The sequence below is a fragment of the Candidatus Methylacidiphilales bacterium genome (assembly GCA_033875315.1).
Lineage (GTDB): Bacteria > Verrucomicrobiota > Verrucomicrobiia > Methylacidiphilales > CAZTYG01 > JANRJG01.
The window spans coordinates 1-22,936 of record JANRJG010000013.1 but is presented as its reverse complement, the minus strand read 5'-3'; the positions used below and the strand labels follow the sequence as shown (position 1 = coordinate 22,936).

15 protein-coding genes are annotated in these 22,936 nt (G+C 58.4%); 12 read left to right on the top strand and 3 right to left on the bottom strand.

Translation table 11 applies throughout. The features are described 5' to 3' along the window. The first annotated feature begins 47 nt into the window (after positions 1-47). The 4 genes from SFU85_04555 (at position 48) to ppdK (ending at position 5,510) form a co-directional block, all read left to right on the top strand. Positions 48-935: an SdiA-regulated domain-containing protein gene (locus SFU85_04555; protein ID MDX6766043.1), complete on the top strand. Its 888-nt coding sequence runs from the start codon at positions 48-50 to the stop codon at positions 933-935. A gap of 199 nt (positions 936-1,134) precedes the next feature. Then, positions 1,135-1,881: a ribonuclease PH gene (gene rph, locus SFU85_04550; GenBank protein MDX6766042.1), complete on the top strand. Its 747-nt coding sequence runs from the start codon at positions 1,135-1,137 to the stop codon at positions 1,879-1,881. A gap of 227 nt (positions 1,882-2,108) precedes the next feature. Beyond that, a complete protein-coding gene (locus tag SFU85_04545; protein MDX6766041.1) occupies positions 2,109-2,573 on the top strand; it encodes a cyclic nucleotide-binding domain-containing protein in 465 nt (154 codons plus the stop codon). 126 nt (positions 2,574-2,699) lie between these two features. Beyond that, positions 2,700-5,510, top strand: coding sequence for a pyruvate, phosphate dikinase (ppdK, locus tag SFU85_04540; GenBank protein ID MDX6766040.1), 2,811 nt, complete (start codon positions 2,700-2,702; stop codon positions 5,508-5,510). 71 nt (positions 5,511-5,581) lie between these two features. On the opposite strand, the gene rsmH is transcribed toward ppdK, so the two are convergent. The 3 genes from rsmH to SFU85_04525 all read right to left on the bottom strand — a co-directional run bounded on the left by rsmH (position 5,582) and on the right by SFU85_04525 (position 7,590). Beyond that, complete coding sequence (gene rsmH, locus SFU85_04535; GenBank protein ID MDX6766039.1) at positions 5,582-6,619, bottom strand: 16S rRNA (cytosine(1402)-N(4))-methyltransferase RsmH; 1,038 nt, start codon at positions 6,617-6,619, stop codon at positions 5,582-5,584. Positions 6,620-6,667: 48 nt separating this feature from the next. After that, positions 6,668-7,018, bottom strand: a complete 351-nt coding sequence (locus tag SFU85_04530) for a nucleotide pyrophosphohydrolase (GenBank protein ID MDX6766038.1) — start codon at positions 7,016-7,018, stop codon at positions 6,668-6,670. A gap of 62 nt (positions 7,019-7,080) precedes the next feature. Continuing rightward, complete coding sequence (locus SFU85_04525) at positions 7,081-7,590, bottom strand: heme-binding protein (GenBank protein ID MDX6766037.1); 510 nt, start codon at positions 7,588-7,590, stop codon at positions 7,081-7,083. Between the two features lie 246 nt (positions 7,591-7,836). On the opposite strand from SFU85_04525, the gene uvrA reads away from it, so the two are divergent. The 8 genes from uvrA (at position 7,837) to SFU85_04485 (ending at position 22,360) form a co-directional block, all read left to right on the top strand. Beyond that, a complete protein-coding gene (gene uvrA / locus SFU85_04520; protein MDX6766036.1) occupies positions 7,837-13,440 on the top strand; it encodes an excinuclease ABC subunit UvrA in 5,604 nt (1,867 codons plus the stop codon). 303 nt (positions 13,441-13,743) lie between these two features. Beyond that, positions 13,744-16,230, top strand: coding sequence for a rhamnan synthesis F family protein (locus tag SFU85_04515; GenBank protein MDX6766035.1), 2,487 nt, complete (start codon positions 13,744-13,746; stop codon positions 16,228-16,230). A 48-nt stretch (positions 16,231-16,278) separates the two neighbouring features. Beyond that, the gene (locus tag SFU85_04510) at positions 16,279-17,175 is read left to right on the top strand and encodes a class I SAM-dependent methyltransferase (protein MDX6766034.1); all 897 of its coding nucleotides are present in this window, start codon (positions 16,279-16,281) and stop codon (positions 17,173-17,175) included. A gap of 542 nt (positions 17,176-17,717) precedes the next feature. Further along, entirely contained in the window at positions 17,718-18,716 is a 999-nt protein-coding gene (pfkA, locus tag SFU85_04505) for a 6-phosphofructokinase (protein ID MDX6766033.1), read from the top strand. Positions 18,717-20,040: 1,324 nt separating this feature from the next. Further along, positions 20,041-20,523 carry a hypothetical protein gene (locus tag SFU85_04500; protein MDX6766032.1) on the top strand — a complete coding sequence of 161 codons (483 nt, stop codon included), beginning with the start codon at positions 20,041-20,043 and terminating at the stop codon, positions 20,521-20,523. 60 nt (positions 20,524-20,583) lie between these two features. After that, a complete protein-coding gene (locus SFU85_04495) occupies positions 20,584-20,934 on the top strand; it encodes a hypothetical protein (protein ID MDX6766031.1) in 351 nt (116 codons plus the stop codon). 79 nt (positions 20,935-21,013) lie between these two features. Continuing rightward, positions 21,014-21,511 (top strand): hypothetical protein, encoded by a 498-nt coding sequence (locus SFU85_04490; protein MDX6766030.1) that lies wholly within the window; start codon positions 21,014-21,016, stop codon positions 21,509-21,511. 366 nt (positions 21,512-21,877) lie between these two features. Continuing rightward, entirely contained in the window at positions 21,878-22,360 is a 483-nt protein-coding gene (locus SFU85_04485; protein ID MDX6766029.1) for a hypothetical protein, read from the top strand. Positions 22,361-22,936: the final 576 nt, after the last annotated feature.

Below are 22,936 nucleotides of genomic sequence, written 5' to 3'. Positions count from 1 at the left end.
TGGTGGAGGGAAAGGATGCCGCCACCATGCCCTTTCGATCAAGAACAATGATGTTGACGGTAGTCCTGTTGCTTCTGCTTCCCGGGGCAAACAAGGGATGGGCTTCCCCCCGCGCACGGGAGTTGGACCTGGAACAAGCTCTGGTCATAGCTGGATCGGACGAATTGGACCTTTCCGGCCTCCACCTCCGCAACGGCAAACTCCTGACCGTATCCGACAAGGTCGACGATGTGGTCTACGAGGTGGCCCACGACGGGCAAAAGGCCTGGCTCAAAGTCCACCGCCGTTTCAAGCCCCCAGTGCCGTCCGGCGGGAAGTTGGATTGGGAGGCCATCCAGTCCGGCCCGGACGGATCAATCTATCTGGCCAGTGAGAAGTTCGGCCGGGTCGCCACCTTGGCCCCCAAAGCCCGCCAAGCTGTCTGGTCGACTCCATCCACCAACGTCGGCGGCATCTCCGATCCGTCCGCGGGGGTCGAAGGACTGGCCTTGTTGGAGGACCATAAACTCTTGTTGGCCAAGGAGCGCGAACCGCGCGGGCTGGTGCTCTGCACTCCCGCCAAGGATACACCGGAGTCTTTCAAATGGATTCCCCTCACCTCGACCCAGTATCCCCTGCCTCCGGAGCGACAGGCGGACTTTGCCGATCTTCATCAGGAATCCGGGAGGGTGTTCGCCCTCTCCCGCAATGCGGAAATGATCGTCGAGCTGATCCGCAAAAAGGGCGTCTGGAAAGAGGGAAAGGGCTGGTCATTCGCCCGCGCCGTCCGGGATCCCCGCCACGCCTACCTGGCTTCGAAGTTCGGGCAGGCCGAAGGTCTCACCATGGATGCGAGCAGGATCTACCTCGTCATCGACAACAACCGCAGCGGTCGCGCCGCCGATTCGAAGGACCGCCGCTCCACGCTCTTCGTTTTCACCCGGCCTTCCTTGTAACATGCGATGACCCTTCTTCCCACCCGCGAAAGAGGCTAAAAACGCGTAAGGGTGAATGCCAAACAAGGGTATGCTTCGCGGGTTTATCAATCGTCCTTCCTTTCCCTCTTTTTGCCTAATGTCGTGTGTTTCGCCGGCCATGCCTGCACCGGGTTATCTTTCCTTTCGACAAGCTGATCCCGCGAAGGAATAGTGTCGCATGCCCAAACCCTTCCGCCCCGATGGCCGCCGCCCCGACCAACTCCGCCCTTGGACTTATCAGTGGGACGTCGCCCCCAATTGCTCCGGCTCCATCCTCGTCTCCTGCGGCAAAACCCAGGTCATCTGCGCCGCCAGCCTGGAAGAGGATGTGCCCCGCTGGAAAAAAGCCCAGAAGGTTCCCGGCGGTTGGCTCACCGCGGAGTATTCCATGCTCCCCTACTCCACCCCGGATCGGAAACCCCGCGACATCTCCAAGGGTAAAATCGACGGACGCAGCCAGGAAATCCAGCGCCTCATCGGCCGCTCCATGCGCGCCGCCGTCGACCTAGACCTCCTCGGTGAGCGCACCCTCTGGATCGATTGCGATGTGCTCGCCGCCGATGGAGGCACCCGCACCACCGCCATCACGGGCGCTTTCCTGGCCGCCAAACTGGCCATCCATCGCCTCCAGAAAAAAGGACTGATCAAAAAGAGCCCGCTCAAGGAACCGGTCGCCGCCACCAGCATCGGCCTCTACCGTAAGCGGGTCATCCTCGATTTGTGCTATTTGGAAGACCGCGACGCCGAAGCCGACATGAATGTCGTCATGACCGCTTCCGGCCAGTTGGTCGAAGTCCAGGCTTCGGGCGAAGAAGCCACCTTCAGCCCGGCTGAATTCGGCAAAATGTTGAAAGTCGCCGCCAAAGGTGTGCGCGAACTCCTCGCCTTCCAAGAAGCCGCCTGGCGCAAACGGCCCAAAGATTAGTTTTGTTTCCAGTTTCCAGTTTACCCGTTCTGAATGGTGATATGGTCCGTCTCAGGCGGATTGGCCCTTGGGATTTTAAGCCACTTCCTCATTTCAGGTTTCCCGTTTCAGGTTTCAGGTTTCGAATCCACCCCCCTGCCTTGCTCCGTTAACTTTGTTACCTTCTGTTTGTTGTCCCGTTGGTTACCATTGACGGTTTCCCCGGTCATCGCCATACAGGAGGAACCATGTCCGGATTCGATCGTCCCGCCCTCCCTGCCACCGGCTGGGTCAGCCTCCTCAAGCCTGAGGACCGCGACCTTCTTGCCAGTTACGGCGAGTTCATCGGCGTCCACCCCGATCACGACATGATCCGGCAGGGCGACAACCAGAACCACGTCTTTTTCGTCATTTCCGGCAAGTTGGAAGTGCGCAAACAGGGACTTCAGGACGACATCATTGTCGGCGTCATCGGAGCGGACGAATCCATCGGAGAATTGGCCATCTTCGACCCCTCCCCGGCCAGTGCCAGCGTCCGAGCCCTCGAATTCTCCCAAGTCTGGAAAATCGACCGCGATTCGCTTTTCAGCTTCATCCAGGACAGCCCTGTCGCGGGAAACACCATTCTGCTGGGCCTCTGCGAGATCCTCAGTCGCCGTCTCCGCGAAGCCAGTTCCCGGCTGGTGGACGCCAAAACCGGCTTCAGCGCCTGAACTTCGGGCTCTGCCCCGGATTTTCCCGCTTCAACCGGGGTCTACTCCCCCACTCCGCCCCCGGAATTGCTTGCCATTAATCACCATCATCCCTTTACTATTTACCACTCTTTACCCATTCCCTTTATGGCCAAAAACAAACCCTCCAAAAAAGTCGCCAAAGTCTCCAAAAAGCCCCTGGCGAAAAAAACCCCGAAACCCACCGCCAAGAAATCCGCCCCAGCGTCCAAGTTCCCCAAGGACAAATACGTTTACACCTGGGGCAACGGCAAAGCCGACGGCAACGGCACCATGAAGCCCCTCCTCGGCGGCAAGGGCGCGAACCTCGCGGAAATGACCCGCATCGGCCTTCCTGTTCCTCCCGGCTTCACCATCACCACCGAAGTCTGCACCTACTTTTACGCTAACAAGCGCACCTACCCCAAGGTTCTCCAGGCCCAGATGGAAGCCGGCGTGGCCAACATGGAAAAAATCATGGGTTGCAAGTTCGGCGACTCCAACGGCATGCCCCTCCTGGTCGCCGTCCGCTCCGGCGCGCGCGACTCCATGCCGGGCATGATGGACACCATCCTCAACCTCGGCCTCAATGACCAGACCGTCCTCTCCCTCGCCAAAGCGACCCGGAACGAACGTTTTGCCTGGGATTGTTACCGCCGCTTCGTCCAGATGTACGGCGACGTCGTCCTCGGCGTGCAAAAGCGCGAAGGCGAAGATCACGAGCCCTTCGAAACCATCATCCACGAATACAAACACGAAGTGTACCACCGCGACCTCGTCGACTCCGACCTGACCGCCGCCGACCAGCAGGAACTGGTCAAACGCTTCAAGGCCCTCGTCAAGGACCGCACGGGCAAAAACTTCCCCGTCAGTCCCTGGGACCAGCTCCGCGGTGCCGCCGGTGCCGTCTTCGGCTCCTGGATGAACGACCGCGCCATCGTCTACCGCCGCAAATACAATATCCCCAGCGAATGGGGCACCGCCGTCAACGTCCAGGCCATGGTCTACGGCAACACCGGTGAAGCCTCCGGATCCGGCGTCGCCTTCACCCGCAACCCGGCCAATGGCATCAACGAATTCTACGGCGAATTCCTCGTCAACGCCCAGGGCGAAGACGTCGTGGCCGGTGTCCGCACCCCCGAGCCGGTGGCCAAACTCAAGGAAGTCATGCCCAAGTCCTACGAGGAACTCCTCAAGGTCCGCAAGACACTGGAGAAGCATTTCAAGGACGTCCAGGACGTTGAGTTCACCATCCAGGACGGCAAACTCTTCATGCTCCAGACCCGCAACGGCAAGCGCACCGCCATGGCCGCGCTCAAGTTCTCCATGGACATGGTCAAAGAGAAGCTCATCGACTGGAAGACCGCCATCCACCGCAATCCGGCCGACCAGCTCGACCAGCTCCTCGCCCCGGTCTTCGACCTGAACGAGATCAAGAAAGCCAACGCCATCGCCACCGGCCTTCCCGCCGGCCCCGGTGCCGCCTCCGGCAAGATCTACCTCAACGCGGACCGCGCCGTCGTCGCCGCTGAAAAAGGCGAAAAAGTCCTCCTCGTCCGCGTCGAAACCTCCCCGGAAGACCTCCGCGGGATGATCGCCGCCGAAGGCATCCTCACCGCCCGCGGCGGGGTCTCCTCCCACGCCGCCCTCGTCGCCCGCCAGATGGGCAAGGTCTGCATCTGCGGTGCCGCCGCCCTGGAAATCAACTACGACGCCAAGACGGTCTCCGTCGGAGGCCAGGTCTTCAAGGAAGGCGACTTCCTCTCGATTGACGGCACTTCCGGCACGGTCTACGGCGGCGAAATCAAAACCGCCCCCTCGGAAATCATCGCCGGCCTCATCGATGGCGACAAGGAAGCCCAGGCCACCGAGAAATTCAAGAGCTTCAAGCAGCTCATGGATTGGTGCGCCAAGGTCTCCAAACTCGAAGTCCGCACCAACGCCGACTCCCCCGAGCAGGTCCGCAACGCCCTCGCCTTCGGCGCCACCGGCATCGGCCTCACCCGCACCGAACACATGTTCTTCGAGGGTGACCGCATCGACGCCATGCGCGAAATGATCCTGGCCGACAGCCTCCCGGCCCGCGAAGCCGCCCTGGCCAAGCTCCTCCCCTATCAACGGGATGACTTCTTCGGCATCTTCAAGGAACTCAAAGGCTATCCCGCCACCATCCGCTTCCTCGACCCGCCGCTGCATGAATTCCTTCCCCACTCGAAGGAACAACAGATGGACCTGGCCCGCAAGTTGGGCATTTCCGTCGAGAAGATCATGGCCCGCGTCCATGAACTCCACGAGTTCAACCCCATGCTCGGTTTCCGCGGCTGCCGCCTCGGCATCAAGTATCCGGAAATCACCCGCATGCAGGCCCGCGCCGTCTTCGAAGCCGCTGCCGATGCCCAGAAGGCCGGCATCAAGGCCAAGCCCGAAGTCATGATCCCGCTCGTCGGCTTCAAGAAGGAACTCGACCTCCAGGTCGCCATCGTTCATGAAGTCGCCGCCGCCGTGCAGAAGGAAAAAGGCGTCAAACTCAGCTACCTCGTCGGCACCATGATCGAAGTCCCCCGCGGGGCCGTCACGGCCGACCAGATCGCCCAGACCGCCGAATTCTTCAGCTTCGGCACCAACGACCTCACCCAGACCACCCTCGGCATGAGCCGCGACGACTCCGGCAGCTTCCTCCCCGCCTACGCGGAAGAGGAAATCGTGAAGAAGAACCCCTTCGCCACGATCGACCAGAGCGGTGTTGGTGCCCTGATGGAAATCGCAGCCGCCAAGGGCCGGACCACCCGTCCCGGCATCAAGCTCGGCATCTGCGGCGAACACGGCGGCGATCCCGACTCCGTCAAGTTCTGCCACAAGCTCGGCCTGACCTACGTCAGCTGCAGCCCGTTCCGTGTGCCCGTCGCAAGACTGGCCGCCGCACAGGCCGCATTGGCCTGATCGGTCGACTCGATTGATTCATTCCTTAAAAGGGGAGCCCACCAGGCTCCCCTTTTTTTTGCGGGAGGGAATCACCCCTTCACAGCCCAGCGGAGCTTGGCCGGCTTGGCGCGTGGATTCAGGTGGCATTCACCGGGCATCGGCCGGATGACATTCGCCGCGATCTCGCGGTAGATCCCCCGCTCCAGACCCTCGGCCAGGGCTTTTTTGACCCGGCGGTCCTCGCCGGAGTGGAAGGACAGGATGACCACGCGTCCGCCGGGCTTCAGACAGGTCGGCAGTTGGTGGAGAAACGCATCCAGTGCGGTCAATTCTTCGTTCACCCGGATGCGCAGGGCCTGGAAAAAACGGCGCACGGTCAGATTTTGTTCCTCCTCCCCCACCCTGCCCAAAGTGATGCGGATGGCCGCGGCCAGGGCCGTGGTGGTCTCATACTTGCGGCCGGCCAGTCGGAGTGCCAGATCCGTGGCCCGGGGCTCATCCGCATCTTCACGCAGGATGGCCGCCAGCTCGTCTGGACCCATTCGCTCCAATACCTCGGAAGCGGGGATTCCCTTTTGTGGGTTCATGCGCATGTCGAGCGGGCCGTGGTGCTTGACGGAAAAAACCCGCTCCGGGGTGTCGAGCTGCATGGAGGAAACGCCCAAGTCCGCCAGGATTCCATCGACGCCAACCAGGCCACGGTCGGCCAGCACACGGCTGATCCCGGCGTAATTCGCGCGCTCGACCTGGAAGACATCGGCACCGAAACCAGCCTCACGCAGCCTCGCCTCGGTGCGGGGTTGCTCGATCGGATCGACGTCCACTCCGATCAGGCATCCACCGGGGACCAACCGGGGAAGGATGCGCGCGGCGTGGCCTCCGTAACCCAGGGTGGCATCCAGCATGATTTCACCCGGCTTCGGATCGAGCCGTAGCAGGACTTCATCCACCAGGATGGGGAGATGCGAACCCGCCGGGGTCTTGCCCGAGGCCACCACCTTGGCCACCGTTTCCGGGTATTTCTCCGGATTCAGTTCCTTGTACTTTTCGGCAAATTTGCGCGGATGCGTTCCGGAATAGCGAACCCGTCGCTTGTGCGGGATGGGGGCGTTTGCCGGATCACTCATGGAAAAAAGTAACGTGAAGGGCCGCGCTGGAAGCGGACGCCCCGTCCTTCAAAGTTCATTGTATTTCTTGTTCGATCCCCGGGCCTTGGCCACCGGGTAGCGTTCTTCATTCCGTGCGAGTTTCGCGCGCATCGCCTCGGCCAGGTTGATCTCGCAGTCCCGCGCCATCTCGAAAAGCAGGATGGCGATGTCGGCCATTTCCGAGGCCAGTTCCGGCCGGCGGTCGGCCACCCGACGGTGCGATTGTTCGTGATCCTGCCAGACAAAATGCTGGAGCAATTCTCCCGCCTCGGCCGTGAGGGCCACCGCCATTTCCTTCGGATTGTGGAACTGCTTCCAGTCCCGGGCATCACGGAAGGAGACGATCTCCCGGGTCAGGGCGTCGATGGAATCGTTCATACCGCCAACGTGCCCGACCCCGGGTGAATTGTCTACCCAAGAGCCTATCCGGATAACCCCGGTCAGTCGGAGGCCAGCCGGATCCAGACTTCGTTGCGCCGGAACCAAACCGGAATCCAGGGCGGGTCGTAGTAGGCGAAAAGGGGGCCGGACTGTGCCACAAGTTTCTTTTGGATCATCCAATCCTGCAACAAAGCCCCCGCCTTGGCTTCATTCTTCGCGCTGCGCCCCCCGGAGTACCGATAAACGGCGAACTTGCCCGCCGGCATGGTCGCGAGGCTCAGGGTGGGATCACCGGGAGCGGGAACGGAACGGGAATCCATGTCGTGCGGCATGATGAAGCTCATGCTTCCAGATTCCCCGTCGTTCTCGATCAACACCGGGGCCGTCATGGCGATTTTCTTCGAGTCCTTGTTTCTGCCGCTGATGAACCCAAACAACTTGCCAAAACCGGCATCGTCCTTCCGGGCGCTCATCGGTGCACGGACCAGGGTCAACGCCCCATATTGGCGGATTTCAAACTTGCCCTCCGTTTGAAGGATGGTGGTTGGAGGTGTGGGGGTCGAGGCCATGGCGAAAGAAGCAAAAAAAACGGCCGCACAATAAGCCAAGGAGATTCCGCATACGGCCCTTGCGCTGGCCTTGGGCAGCAGAATCACCGGCCCTGGCCACTGCCAATTCCACTGCATAAAACCACTCTACTTGTGTACTAGCAAAAGGACAACCCCTTTGCAGGGCATCCCAACCGTTCAGCCCCGGTTTCCCGGCCCCGGATGATTCTGGGCCATTGCGCCGACGCCAAAGCGCGGTAGAACAATATGATGTCGGAAGCCGGTTTCATCCAAGTCCGCGGTGCGGAACAAAACAACCTCCGCCAACTCGACCTCGACCTACCCCTCAACCGCTTCATCGTCGTCACCGGTGTCAGCGGCTCCGGCAAGTCCTCCCTTGCCTTCGACACCCTTTATGCCGAAGGCCAGCGCCGCTACGCCGAAACCTTCAGCCCCTACACCCGCCAGTTCCTCGAACGCATGGACAAACCCCTTGTGCGCGAAATCCGCGGCATCCCCCCCGCCATCGCCATCGCCCAGGCCAATGCCGTCCGCACGTCCCGCAGCACCGTCGGCACCATGACCGAGATCGCCGACTACCTCAAACTCCTCTTCCCGGCCATCGCGCAACTCCACGATCCCGACACCGGCGAGATCATCCGCCCCTGGTCCCCGGAACAGGTCGCCGACGAAATCATCCGTCTCCACCCCGGCCTGCAAATCGATGTCCTCTTCGAACTCGGATTCCCGGGAAAAACGCCGTGGAAGGAAGTGGCCCGCTTCATCGCCGCCCAGGGCTTCACCCGCATCCTCCTCGGCGGGGCCCTCATCCGCCTCGATGATCCCGGAACCCCGGACCTCAAAACCGGTCTTTCCGGCAAGGGCAAATCCTCCCGGTTGACCCTGCACGTCCTGGTGGATCGCATCCGGGCGGAAAAAGCCCAGAGAAACCGGCTCGCCGAGGCCGTCACCGCCGCCTTCGAATTCGGCAAGGGCATCGTCTCCCTCCACCCGGAGAAAAGCAAAGCCCCACTGAAGTTTGCCCGCCACCATGTCTCGCACCAAACCGGTCGCACCTTCACCGAACCCACCCCGGCCCTCTTCACCTTCAACAATCCCGTCGGCGCCTGTCCCGTTTGCCGCGGCTTCGGGCGCACCATCGAGATCGACTACCATCTTGCCCTCCCCGACCGCAACCTCTCCATCGGCGAAGGCGTGGTCAAGCCCTTCCAAACAGAAAGCAACGCCCCCTGCCAGAAGGACCTCATCAAGGCCTGCCGGAAGCAAAAAATCCCCACCGACGTCCCCTTCTGCAAACTGACCCGCGCACAGCAGGACTTTGTCATCCACGGCGAATCCCGTCCGGGCAAGTCCGCCGCCGATGCTTGGGAAAACGGCAAGTGGTACGGCGTCAAAGGCTTTTTCCAATGGCTGGAAAGCCGCACCTACAAAATGCACGTCCGTGTCCTCCTGGCCCGCTACCGTGCCTATCAAACTTGTCCCGCTTGTCTGGGCGGTCGTTTCCAACCGGAAACCCTCCTCTGGAAGGTCCAGGGCAAAACCCTCCCCGAACTCAACGCCCTCCCCGCGGACAAGCTTGCCGCCTTCCTCGCCACCGTCACCGTCCGCGACGAATCCGCCCGCCAAGTCCTGCAGCAGATCCGCTCGCGGGTGAATTACCTCGTCGATGTCGGGCTCGACTACATCAGCCTCAACCGCTCCACCCGCACCCTCTCCGGGGGTGAAACCCAGCGCGTCAACCTCACCACCTGCCTCGGCACCTCCCTCCACGGCACGCTCTTCGTCCTCGACGAACCCAGCATCGGCCTCCACCCGCGTGACACCGACCGCCTCATCCGCGTCCTCCAGGGCCTGCGCGACCTCGGCAATACCGTGCTGGTCGTCGAACACGACGAGTCCGTCATGCGCGCCGCCGACTGGATCCTCGAACTCGGCCCCGGTCGTGGCCGAGGGGGCGGCGCGCTGGTTTACCAGGGACCCGGCGCCCAAATCACCGGGGCAAAGGGCAGCCTGACAGGCGCCTACCTCTCCGGGGCCAAATGCATCGAGCTGCCGGCTAGTCGTCGCCCGCTCGACACCTGCGACTGGCTGGCCTTCACCGGCGCCTCCAAGCACAACCTTCAGAAGGTCGATTTCAAGGTCCCCCTCCGCACCTTCACCGCCATCACCGGCGTCAGCGGCTCGGGCAAGAGCACCCTCGTCCACGAAATCATCCACAAACACCTGGCCCTCGCCCTCAACCGTCCGGTTAGCGAACCCGGACAGTTGGAAAGACTGGAGGGCGCGAAAGCCTTGGCCGACGTCCTCATCGTGGACCAAAGCCCCCTCACTTCCACCCCACGCTCCACCCCCCTTCTTTACACCGGCTGCTACGACGCCGTGCGGGAATTGTTCTCCATGAGTCCCGACGCCCGGCTGGCCGGACTCAACGCCTCCGCCTTCTCCTTCAACGCCGGCACCGGCCGCTGCCCCCGTTGCCATGGCACCGGCTATGAACAAATCTCCATGCAGTTCCTTTCCGACGTCTTCGTCCTCTGTCCATCTTGTGAGGGGAAACGATTCCAGAGCCATGTCCTCGCTGTCCGCTACCGCGGAAAATCCATCGCCGACATCCTGGATCTGACCGTGCAGGACGCCCTGGCCTTTTTCGACCCCATGGCCGAAGGCATCGAGGGCAAGGCCGTCACCCTCCACACCCGCATCCACGCCGCCCTCGACCTCCTCCGCCAGGTCGGCCTCGGCTACCTCACCCTCGGCCACCCCCTCAACAAACTCTCCGGCGGTGAATCCCAACGCCTCAAGCTCGTTTCCCACCTCCTCGATTCCCCTGACAGTCGCTCTTCCACGGCCAAAAGCCAACGGCCAGCAGCCAACAGCCCCCTCCCCAAATCCAAAGTCATCATCCTCGACGAACCCACCACCGGCCTGCACTTCGACGACATCCGCATGCTCCTCGTCGTGTTACAAAACCTGGTCGAACAGGGCCACACGCTGCTCGTCATCGAACACCACCTCGACGTCATCAAATGCGCCGACTACGTCCTCGACCTGGGCCCGGAAGCCGGTGAAGCCGGGGGGCGTCTCGTCGCCGCCGGCACACCCGAACAAATCGCCCGCACCAAAGGCTCCCACACCGGCGCCCTCCTCGCCCCCTTGCTGGGGAATACAAAAAATGGATTGCGCAAGGCCCGGGCGACTTCCTCGAAAATCGGCATTTCCCAATCAGAAATCAAAATTCATAAATCAAAAATCCCGCCCGCGATCCGCGTGCGGGGTGCCCGCCACCACAACCTCAAGAACATCAGCCTCGACATCCCCCGCGACCAGATGGTTGTCGTCACCGGTCTCTCCGGCTCCGGCAAAAGTTCCCTCGCCTTCGACCTGCTCTTCGCCGAGGGCCAGCGCCGATACCTCGACTGCCTCAACGCCTATGCGCGGCAGTTCGTCGAACAGATGGAAAAGCCCGACGTCGATTCCATCACCGGCATCCCGCCCGCCGTGGCCATCGAACAACGCACCACCCGCGGCGGGGCCAAAAGCACCGTAGCCACCGTGACGGAGATGTACCACTTCCTCCGCCTCCTCTACGCCAAGCTCGGCGTCCAGCACGACCCCGAGAGCGGCGAGGCCGCCATCCAGCAAACCCCGGCCGAAATCACCACCCGCCTCCGCGCCCTCTTGAAAAAAGGCGAACTCTCGCTCGTCGCCCCCCTCGTCCGCGGTCGCAAGGGGATCTACACCGAGGTCGCCGAATGGGCGGTCAAGAAGGGCTATCCCTACCTCCGCGCTGACGGCCAGTGGGTCGAACCCGCCAAGTTCAAGGCCCTTGACCGCTACCGCGAACACAACCTCGACGTCATTCTCGGCAACATCGCCGCCGATCAAACCAATCTGGAAGCCCGCATCAACGAGGCCCTCGACCTCGGCAAAGGCGCCTTCACCGTCCTCGACAACTCCGGGAAAGAAACCCTCTTCAGCACCGCCCGCTACTGCCCGGAAAGCGGACGCTCCTTCGACGATCTCGACCCGCGCCTCTTTTCCTACAACAGCCCGCACGGCTGGTGTCCCGCCTGCCATGGCTTCGGCACCGTCGCGCGTGTCCATCTCGACCCCTCTCTTTCCGAGTCCGAGAAGGAACAGGAAATGGAAAAAGCCCGCGAGTGGATCGACCCGGCCGACCAGCAAACCTGCCCCGATTGCCAGGGCAGCCGCCTCAACCCCGTGGCCCGCGCCGTCCGCTTCCACGGCCGGCCCGTCCCCGAAATCAACCGCCTCACCGTCATCGAATTCCAGCGCTTCTTCCAATCGATCAAATGGACGGCCCGCGAAAAAGCCATCGCCCGCGACGTCCTCCCTGAGATCGAACAACGCCTGGCCTTCCTCCAGCAGGTCGGCCTCGATTACCTCAACCTCGACCGACCCGCCCCCTCACTTTCCGGTGGCGAGTCCCAACGCATCCGCCTCGCCGCCCAGCTCGGCTCCAACCTCCAGGGCGTGCTCTACGTCCTCGACGAACCCACCATCGGCCTCCACCCCCGGGACAACGAGGAACTCATCGGCATGCTCCGCGCCCTCCAGCAGCGCGGGAATTCCCTCCTCATCGTCGAGCACGACGAGGACACCATGCGCGCCGCCGACCACATCATCGACCTCGGTCCCGGCGCCGGCATCCACGGCGGCGAAATCATGGCCCAGGGCACCTGGGCCGAGATCACCCGCAACAAAGCCTCCCTCACCGGCAAGCTCCTGGGCGAGCGGATGAAGCACCCGCTGCACGGAAAACGCCGCCCGGCCCCGCCCGCCGACCAATGGCTCCGCGTCTCCGGCGCCCGTGCCCACAACCTCCGCGGCATCGACCTCGCCATCCCCCAGGGACGGTTGACCGTGCTCTGCGGCGTCAGCGGCGCCGGTAAAAGCACTTCGCTCCGCCGCATCCTCCTTCCCGCCGTCCAGGACACCCTCGCCCATCCCAAACGCAAATCCAGGATCGACCGGCCCTACGACAACGTCACCGGCGCCGACGCCTTCGCCAAGGTCGTGGAAGTCGACCAATCCCCCATCGGCAAGACCTCCCGCTCCACCGTCTGCACCTACCTCGGCATCATGGACCACCTGCGCAAACTCTTTGCCCAGCTCCCCATGGCCCGAGTGCGCGGCTTCACCGCCGGTCACTTTTCCTACAACAGCGGCCCCGGTCGCTGCCCCGCCTGCCAGGGCCAGGGCTTCATCAAGGTCGAAATGAACTTCCTCCCCGCCGCCGAGGTCCCCTGCGAAACCTGCCGCGGGCACCGCTGGACCGACGCCGTCCTTGAGACCGCCTACAAACACAAAAGCATCTTCGACGTCCTCAACCTCGGCATCGACGAAGCGGTGGAATTCTTCGACGGCCACCCCAACATCCGCACCCCGCTCCAACTCCTGCGCGAAACCGGCCTCGGCTACCTGAAACTCGGCCAGACCAGCCCCACCCTCTCCGGCGGCGAGGCCCAGCGCCTCAAGCTCGTGTCCGAACTCTCCGAATCCGTCCTCATCGACCAGCGCACCCGCCTCTCCGCCCGCTCCGCCTCACGCAAACCCTCCCTCTACCTCCTGGAAGAACCCACGGTCGGCCTACACCTGGCCGACGTCCGCCGACTCCTCGAAGTCCTCCACCGACTTGTCGAAGCGGGCCACACCGTGGTCGTCATCGAACACCACCTCGACGTCCTGGCCGAAGCCGACCACCTCATCGACCTCGGCCCAGAGGGCGGAGGCGGGGGCGGCACCATTGTCGCCCAAGGCACCCCAGAAGAAGTGGCCCAAGTCAAAGCCAGCCACACCGCCCGCTACCTCGCTCCGGTGTTGAAATAGGTCTTGGCTCTTGGTTATCAGCTTTCAGCTATCGGCCATCCGTCATCCGTAGCCAGTAGTCCACCCTCCCCGAGCGCGGCATCCTGCCCGGTCCTGTCTTTCTTGCCCGCTCCCCCTGAATCCAAAATCCAAAATCCAGAATCCTTTTATTCCTCAGGTTTCAATTTTCAGGTTTTATTTTCCGCGCTTCCTTCCTGCGTATTCTTCCGCATAAAGCCCCACGATTTAGGGGGGGAAATTCTCATCGACTACCGGCCCTGAGCCTTCCTAAGCTTGGCGCAATTTTCCATAAAGATTGATCTCATGCGTAAACTTCCCTCGCCTCCCGAAGAGTTCGACGAATCCACCTATCTGAGCGAGAATCACGATGTGCTCGCAGCCGTCAGCAAAGGGTTTTTTTCTTCCGGCTGGCATCACTACTTCGAATATGGAATTTTTGAAAACCGGCCTGGTGGACTGACGGGAAAAGCCCTCCTCCAAATTTCCTGCAATGGGCGGACAAATGAAGAGCCCATTCCACGGGCCTCGCGTGTGTGGGATTTCCTGAAAAGGAAACTTACCGCGTGGATTGGCAGCAACACAGCCAACCACCGACACATGAGCGATAGCGATGTGCTTTTGCAATGGTGTGATGAAAGTGCATCCGGTCCCCGTGCCGGATTGCCCGGCGTGGTCGTGTTCACCCATGAACTTTCCCGCACCGGAGCTCCCATGATCGCTCTCGGCTTGGTCCGCTGGCTGAGCACAAAATACCGCGTCATCGTTTTTTCGATAACTGGTGGAGCGCTTCATCATGAATTTGAAGCCGCTTCTGATCGGATCATCCTGCTTTCACAAGTTTCCAAGGCCGGGAATGAATCACTAGGCGAGCTTCTTTTCGCGTTACAAAAAAGGATTCCCTTACGCTATGCCATTGTGAATTCGATTGCGTGCAGCAATTGGATGAATCCCATCGTCGCCGCGGGTCTGCCCGTGCTGCTGCTGGTTCACGAGGAACCCGATGAATATCTCTCCTTTGTGAACATGCACGAGATGCTGACGCAGCCAGCGCGCATCATTTGCACCGGCAAAAAAACTGCCGAGCGCTGGCTGGCGACCAATCACCAATGGACCAAGCGCACCATTCACTGCCTGCCCCAATCTGTTCGCCAAATACCGTGTGGCCCACTTCCGGATTCCATCCAATCTTGGGGAAAGCCCATAAAGATAATCCTCGGCGTTGGAACAGTTGAACCCCGCAAAGGCGTGGATCGTTTCTTGGAATGTGCGGCATCCCTCGTGCAACTGAATCCTTCTTTCGACTTTCGCTTTGTCTGGGTGGGAAAAAGAACGCCCCCCGCTATACCCCCAGGTTATCAGTCCGTTTTGAAGAGAATCATCCAGGCCACCAATTTGGATGATCGCATCTGCTTTGTGGATGAAACCGAAGCCATCGGAGCCTTTTACGAACGGGCCGACCTCTTCTTTCTGTCCTCACTGGTCGACGTTGTTTCCTGTGTCGCCTTGGAAGCGATGTCGGTTGGAACCCCGGTGATTGCCTTTGATGAGAGCAGTGGTGTTGCGGATGAAATGAAAAAAAACCCGGCGTTACAATCCAACGTGGTTCCTTTCATGGCCACCCGCGCAGCTGCGGAAAGAATCCTGTATTTGTTGTCGAACCCGGAAACTTACGCGTCGAATGTTGCCGCATCCCGCCGTTTTTCCGCTGGATACCTGCCCGGGAAATTTGAGGCCTGTATCGATGCCTGGGGCAATGAAGCCGCTGAACTCAACGCCCGCGAGTTATCGTTCGTTGAACAAATCACCAAGGAATGCAGCTGCGACGCCCGTTACTTTCTTGGACGCCCTCCCAAAAATAACGATGAAGTTGATTGGTCCGCTCGAATCGCTGTGCGCTCAATCGCCGCGGGCGCCCTGATGCGCCGGATACAACCGGGCGTATTGCCCGTCAGTATCCTGAACCCATTCCGGGAAAAGGAGGAGGTGGAGATCACTTCCAGCGGAAATGCAGGCTCCATCGTCCTCGACGGCAAACAGACGCCTGGCAAGCGGCGGTATCGAAACGACGTTGCGGCGCATTGTCACTTCTACTTTCCACAGACCATTGAACCCATCTTCAAGGCGGCATGCCGCAATGAAACGACACTCGATTGGTGGATCTCCATCGGCGGCGACGTGACGGAATCGATGGTGCGCGAAACGGCCGACAGGCTCGGCATTTCAGGACTGCAGGCGGTGGATCGTGTGCCCAACCTGGGCCGGGACATCGGACCGATGATCGTTCATTTCCGCGAAGCGCTCAAATCATACGCGATCATCGGGCATTTCCACGGCAAAGAATCGAACCATTATTCTAACCGGAGATCGATTGAACAATGGAACCGGGTTTTGATCGAAAACACGCTCGGTGGCCAAACCGCCGCGATCGACCAAATTCTTGCCTTCTTCGACCGTGAGCCGGCCCTGGGGCTTGTCTTTCCTGACGATCCGTTATTGGATCGCTGGGCGGGCGACTGGCCCCGCGCGGCCCAACTCGCGGAGCAATTGAAAATCCCCATGGAAAACCCCCGTGGATTTGAATTTCCGGTGGGCAATATGTTTTGGGCACGCACCAAGGCCTTGGCACCGCTTTTGGATTTTCACTGGCAATGGGAAAATCTCCCCGTGGAACCTCTTTCCGCGGACGGCACAATGCTTCATTTGCTGGAACGACTCACTCCTTTCATTGTACGGGCAACCGGATATCATCACCGCACCACTACCGTCCCGGGAATCATGCAGTGCGCATAAAATGGAACAATCCACAGGCTATCATTGGTTGGATGCGGAATGATCAACATGACTGAACCACCCCCAGACTTTGATGAGGCGCTCTACCTAAAGCTCAATCCCGATGTTTCCGAGGCAGTCCATTCGGGACAATTTCAATCCGGCTGGCAACATTATGTTTGTTTTGGATCGGCCGAAAATCGTCCTGGGGTTCAAGCCCCTGGCCCATCGGGCGTTGATCCCTTCTGGGACCAGCTCTTGGGGGATGTCCTGCCGCCTCCTAGACTCAGAAAGCGGGTCCATGGAAACGCCGACATCATTTCATTCGAGCAGGTAGGAAAAATCGTAGCATTCGACATCGCCACAGCAGTTCCCACGCTGGGTCATGGAGGAAAACCGCAGTGCGTTCTTGATTTTGGCTGCGGTTGCGGCCGCGTTTTACGCCAGTTGCACAAACTAACCAGCACCCACCATTTTTATGGCTGCGACATCGATCCAGAAGCCATTGATTGGTGCCGAGCTCACTTGGGTCACCTCGCACAGTTCAACACCAACCCCATCCATCCGCCCCTGCCTTACGAGGACAACTTCTTCGACACCATTTTTTGCATTTCAATCTTCACACATCTGCCCGAAGAAATGGAACACCTCTGGCTTTCAGAACTGCGTCGTGTCACCAAGCCTGGCGGCCATGTTCTTCTGACCACACACCCCAAGGAGATGCTCGAATCATCGGTCTCCCCGGAAACCTATGCTGAATTCCTGCGCACGGGTTTCTTTTATCAGGCCGGAGCTGGAACTGATGGCCTCCCGGATTTCTACCAGGACTCTTTCCATACCGAGGGCTACATCAGGGATCAATGGAAGGAGCACTTCACGGTGGAGGCATTTATCCGGCGTGGCATCAATTTCTATCAGGATCTCATTCTCTGTAAAAAAGAACCGGACCCGAACACTGTCCGGTGAGCACCCGAGGAGATGCAGAACACCCGAATGCCGGCGGGTTTGTTCCTCTCACTGGCATCAATCCAAGCCATGGGACACCTGAAAATCGAATCAATTGTCTGCGCATCCGTCTGCCTTTGAATGCAGAGCACCTGCCGGGGCATCCTTAACTGGATCCATGCAGTTCACCGCGAAGCTCGCGAAGGCCGCGAAGTCGAAACAGTTGGCCATGATTAAAATACAGAACCATTGAACCGCATGGCCCCTGGATTCAGACTCACCAGTGGGTGATTGTAGTTTGTTACAGCCAAAACCCGTATGTCTTTGCGGACCTCGCGTTCTTCGTGGTAAGTCAACTGCATTGTTCCGGCTTAAGCTTAAGCTTAAACTTTCCCCTTAAACCGGGCCTCCCCGGCCCTCCCCAATTTCCCCTTCCCCCCCGTAGCAAAGCGAAGGTCACGCCGTAGCCCTGGGGCAGCCGGACGAAGGCGGACGCCCTTCATCCGCCATCCGCCATCAGATTTTCCCCTTCCCCTCTTCTGTCCAATCTCTAGACAAGACTCATGTTGAAGCGCGTCGGCGTCCTTACCTCAGGGGGTGACTCCCCCGGCATGAACCCCGCCATCCGGGCCGTCACCCGTGCCGGCCTCACCCGGGACATGGAAATCATCGGCATCGAGAACGGCTACCAGGGCATCTTCGACCGCCAGTTCATCAAACTCTCCTCCCTCGACGTCAGCGGCAAAAGCCGCGAATCCGGCACCTTCCTCGCCAGCACCCGCTGCAAACGGTTCTACACCGAGGAAGGCCAGCAGGAAGCGGTCAAGATCCTGCGCGAGGAAAAACTGGACGCCCTCGTCGTCATCGGGGGCGATGGCTCCCTCACCGGCGCGCAGAAACTGCATGCCCTCGGTTACCCCGTCATCGGCCTGCCCGGCACCATCGACAACGACCTTTACGGCACCGACATGGGCATCGGCGTCGACACCGCCCTCAACACCATCATCCACCTGGTCGACATGGTCAAAGCCACCGCCGCCTCCCACCGCCGTTGCTTCGTCATCGAGGTCATGGGACGCCATTGCGGTTACCTCGCCCTCATGAGCACCATCTCCACCGGTTCCCAAGTTGCCGTCATCCCCGAATACCGGGTCAACATGGAATCCATCATCACGGCCCTCACCCGGCGCATGGAGCGCAAACACAACAACTCCGTCGTCATCGTCGCCGAGGGCGTCTGCACCGGCCAGGAATTCATGAACCGCCTGAACAACGAGACCCAGGGCCGCCTGAACCAGGAAGTGCGCCTCACCGTCCTCGGCCACGTCCAGCGCGGCGGCGCCCCCACCCACTTCGACCGCCTCCTGGCCAGCCGCATGGGCGAATACGCCATCCTCGCCCTCGAACAGGGCGATGCTGGCACCATGGTCGCCCTCTCGCAGGGCAAGATGCAACTGCGCGACCTCGACCAGATCCTCGGCAAGAAAAAAGCCCTCCCTGCCGACGCCGTCCGCCTGGCCCGGAACCTCGGCATCGAAATCGGCGACGTCGTGGAATCGTAAGAAGATCGGTGTTGGCTATTCGCTATTAGCTCTTGGCTGTTAGCTCAAGTCTACCTCTAAAATCGTTAATGACGCCCCCCGTAGCAATGCGTAGGCCGCGCCATAGCTTCTAGCATAGCCGGGTCAGCTCTCAGTCGTCAGTCGTCAGTCGTCAGTCGTCAGTCGTCGTCCACCGTCCACCCGTAGCGCAGCGAAGGTCGCGCTGTAGTCCGGCAGCCGGACGAAGGCGGACGTCATCCGTCATCTGTCGTCCGTCCACTGCCCCCCGTTCCCTCTCGTTCTCTCCATCCCCATTCAAGTTTCCCGAAGGCCCCGTTGGGCAACGCCCTCACGGGGAGGTTTCAAATTTAAGCTTTTGGCTATTCGCTATCACCACCCATTCCCCTCGACATCGGCTAGGGTCGGTTGGTAATACTTCCTGGGAGCGATGAACTTCCCAAACTTCATGACCCAGGCCGACCCAAAGCCCCACTTCGCCGGCTCCACGCCGAGAGATTCCCACATGCGTCCCAGCCGCTCCGCAAAGGGTTCACCCGTCCTTTTTAAATCTGAATCCATCAAAACCTCCGGCAAGTTGACATTATGGCAATAGACAACCAGTTGTCTATTGCAAAATTCCCAACCTGCCATCTAATATACGTTCGGAATACATATGAACACATCAGTCATCCTCGTTTATTTGATCTCATCCAGTGTCACCCTGCTCAGCCTTTGGATCGCCTGGCGAGTTATGAAAGCCACTGAGTCTATGGCCCGGACGCTTGAAGGCATTAAGAACATATTAAAAGACAAGGAATAGGGGTACGCCGGAGGCGACATTGCCGACATGCCAAAATGATTTCACCCTGCCATAAAGAACTCCGAACAGGGCCGTCCAGCCAACCCGCGCCCGCGTCACGCCTCCTGCTTCCGCTTCGCTACGGCAGGAGTCGCGCCGCAGCCACGGGCGGCTGACGGCGGACGTTCGGAAAGCATGAATTTCTTCTCATCATGATCAGTAAACGCCATACAATTTCTATAAGTATCATGATTATATGGAGTGCGCTTATTACCATCTGGGCCGGCATGTTTTCATTCAGTTCGTTCGATACTAAATACGGTTGGCCTATTGCATATGTAGAAACAAAGCAAACTGTAACCAATTCAGGAATTGAGACATCTTCAATAGACGTTTCAGAATTTACTATTATCGGTGCTTGTCTACTTACAGGATTAGTTTTTTCCGTGGCCACTTATTACAGCATGAAATCAAAAGGATAATCCGAACCAGACCGTCGAGCCAACGCGCGAAACGCGCGTGGCACACGGTTGACGTTAGCCTGTTATGAAAAAACCTTTACCTCAAAATGTTATAAAGCGGCTAATTGATGAATTGGCGGCGCTTCCGCAGCACCCGAGAGTTCAAATTATAGTTACACATTGTTATTTGGAATTACTGGTTCATCAGCTTGCCTTACAGCGTTGCAAGAACTCAAAAAGAATCGCGGAAGGAGCCAGAGAGTTTACCCAATCTATAAAAGTGACGATGCTAAATGAGGCCGGAATAATATCTGACGAGGATGCAAAGTTTTTGCATTGGTTTAGACGTAAGAGAAATGATGCCGCACACGAGGTAGATTTCAAAATAACGAAGGAAGATCTTTCCGAGTTTAGAGGTTATACGGCCTCTGATCGTAAAACTCGTTTGGATGACCCCAAGCATTTGAGCTTACTATGCGCAGAAACCGTCATGGGTTTCTGGAATCACCACGTTCAAGTTTTTGCGCCACTCTTTGAGAAAAGACTATTCGAAAAACAAAATGGCTAACCAGTTCAGTCAGCCAACGAGCTACGCGCGCGGCTGCTGAAGGACGTTCGGCATAAGAAAATGCTTTTTATCTATCCAATGTGGGACTCAGAGAGTGAGCGCCTTGGAAAGCAGCAATGCTCACCAGCGGGATACGCGATCCATGTTACTGCCGATCTGATCGGTTTTGCAGGACTTCTTTTGTTGGTTGGGCTGATGGTCTATTTCCCAGCCACTTATTTGATTACCTCCTTACCGCGGCCCACATATTGGATTTTCCTCATGCCCTTTGCAGTCGGCATTCTCGGAGAACTTCTATTTTCATTTTCTTGGTGGCTCGCAAGACGGAAGGGCTTTACCTACGATGGCGCTACCCGCACAGCCAGTTGGAATGAAGACGGAAAAATGAGAACATACAAGTGGACAAAATAAGCCGAACCATCGCGTCCAGCCAACCCCACTCCGCCCGACACTTCGGCTGCGGAGCAGCCTCGGGTGCCCGGCTCCGGGGGTGGCTGACGCAGGGACGTTCGGTACAGAAATGAAAAGTATAGCGGCAATCCTACTTCTCTTATTTTTCGGAGGCTGCTCCCAAACGTCAAAAGAAGATGCACTCACCGAGCTCGCGCAGAAAAAGGGATATTGGAAGTTGGCGGGTGCCGATTCATTTTTGGATGGAGGATCCTACTGCCTGTCATTTATTTCTCCATACGGCCAGATTTTGCATATTTTCGTTTTACCTGACCGGGACAGAACAAATGGCGATTTAGTGTTCGAAGTCAGACGGGATTACAATGATAAGAATCCTATCGTCGTTTTTCCGAATAGTGAAATTGAAGAGCAGGTATTATGGCTGCTTCAGAATTATACGGAGAGGCCTCAGATTTTTATTTGGCGTGATTACGCGAACGCTATGGCATACTCTCTAAAACACAGAAATGAGGCTTTTCCCTTTGGAGAAAATTTTAAAAAAAGCAAACAGATTCAAGAAGCCGAACCACGCCATTGAGCCAAGGCGCTAACGCGCCTGGCACATGGCGGACGTTCGGCATACAAATGAAAAACCATCGCATATTCGATCCGATGCTTTGGACATTGTCAGTCCTGCTTGGCCCTGTCTTTGCGATCATTTCATGGAACGTAGTTTATGGAGTGTTCACGTCTTTTGTTGCTACCGAACACAGAAACGAAATGAATATGGGATTAGCGGGTGCCTTTTCCACCCTGATACTTCTGCTAACTAGTGCCCTCGTGGTTTATGGGCTAATTTCTCTGACGCTGTATTCCATGAGTCGCGATTCATCCTCACCGAACCACTGGATAAGGCAGCCCTACATAAATAGATTTTGGATTCATTCTGTCATTTGCTTGCTACTTGGCTTTGCCATTTCACTATGCCTTCGCCTTCTTTGAAAAAGAGCCGAACCAGACCATCCAGCCAACGCGCTGCGCGCGTCGGCTGATGGTTGACGTTAGCAAACACATGAATTATCTAATCAAGTTCTACTTCCTTTCGGCGCTGTTTGCATGCACGGCTATCGCTTTGCCGTTGCCAGAACCTGATTTGAAGTGGCTGGATCCCCACATAGGTCAATGCTTGAAAGATCAGGAGTCCGGCACTTGTACATTGCATCAGAGTAAGATGTATAAAAAACCAGTGGAAATAAGGTATGGATTATTTGATATCGACCCAATATGGGAAGTGGCGAGCATGACCAAATTCCCGCACGCAAGACAATGGGTAGGCGGCGGATGTGCGGTAGATACCGCAAAGACGACAATTATTTTTAGATGCAAATTATGTGAGAAAGCACGATTGAAATGGCTTCAAGATTTCCCGGGTTTCAAAGACAATTAAAAACAGCTAACCATCGCATCCAGCCAACCCGCGAAACGCGGGCGGCTGATGCGCGACGTTCGGAATACATATGAAACCATACGATCTAGCTACTGTCCTCGTGAAGATAATCGGGTTACTTCTAAGTGTCACCGGACTGGTCTGGGTTGCAGGAGGACTTTATAGCTATATCGATCCCCTTGCTTCCTATATGGAGGGCAAAGTGTGGACAGTTAATCGCTACGCGCTAAGTGGCATTATATCACATTTCTTTCATTTTCTGGCAGGGGTTTGGTGTATCCTAAAATCAAACTATATCGTAACCAAGATCTTGAGAATATCACCGCAGTAAAAATCCGAACCAGCGCATGCACCCAAGACCCTCCCGCGTCACGTCTCCTGCTCTCGCTACGCTCGTAGCCATGAGCCGCGCCACGGCCGTGTCTGGTTGATGCGGGGACGTTCGGAAAAAAATGAGAATAAGAAATCTTGTTTTTGTTGGGCTTGAAACCATTTCGCTTTACTTTCCGTTCGCATTGATCCTGACATCAGTCATGAAAGTTTCACCGCATATTCAGGATGGCATACTGCTTACAT

What these genes read in the sequence shown, in the direction of transcription:
- SFU85_04500 (MDX6766032.1), top strand. Translation starts at nt 20,041, where the DNA reads ATGAAAAAACCTTTACCTCAAAATGTTATAAAGCGGCTAATTGATGAA.
- SFU85_04530 (MDX6766038.1), bottom strand. Translation starts at nt 7,018, where the DNA reads ATGAACGATTCCATCGACGCCCTGACCCGGGAGATCGTCTCCTTCCGT.
- uvrA (MDX6766036.1), top strand. Translation starts at nt 7,837, where the DNA reads ATGATGTCGGAAGCCGGTTTCATCCAAGTCCGCGGTGCGGAACAAAAC.
- SFU85_04545 (MDX6766041.1), top strand. Translation starts at nt 2,109, where the DNA reads ATGTCCGGATTCGATCGTCCCGCCCTCCCTGCCACCGGCTGGGTCAGC.
- ppdK (MDX6766040.1), top strand. Translation starts at nt 2,700, where the DNA reads ATGGCCAAAAACAAACCCTCCAAAAAAGTCGCCAAAGTCTCCAAAAAG.
- SFU85_04495 (MDX6766031.1), top strand. Translation starts at nt 20,584, where the DNA reads ATGCTTTTTATCTATCCAATGTGGGACTCAGAGAGTGAGCGCCTTGGA.
- SFU85_04510 (MDX6766034.1), top strand. Translation starts at nt 16,279, where the DNA reads ATGACTGAACCACCCCCAGACTTTGATGAGGCGCTCTACCTAAAGCTC.
- SFU85_04525 (MDX6766037.1), bottom strand. Translation starts at nt 7,590, where the DNA reads ATGGCCTCGACCCCCACACCTCCAACCACCATCCTTCAAACGGAGGGC.
- rsmH (MDX6766039.1), bottom strand. Translation starts at nt 6,619, where the DNA reads ATGAGTGATCCGGCAAACGCCCCCATCCCGCACAAGCGACGGGTTCGC.
- rph (MDX6766042.1), top strand. Translation starts at nt 1,135, where the DNA reads ATGCCCAAACCCTTCCGCCCCGATGGCCGCCGCCCCGACCAACTCCGC.
- SFU85_04515 (MDX6766035.1), top strand. Translation starts at nt 13,744, where the DNA reads ATGCGTAAACTTCCCTCGCCTCCCGAAGAGTTCGACGAATCCACCTAT.
- pfkA (MDX6766033.1), top strand. Translation starts at nt 17,718, where the DNA reads ATGTTGAAGCGCGTCGGCGTCCTTACCTCAGGGGGTGACTCCCCCGGC.
- SFU85_04555 (MDX6766043.1), top strand. Translation starts at nt 48, where the DNA reads ATGATGTTGACGGTAGTCCTGTTGCTTCTGCTTCCCGGGGCAAACAAG.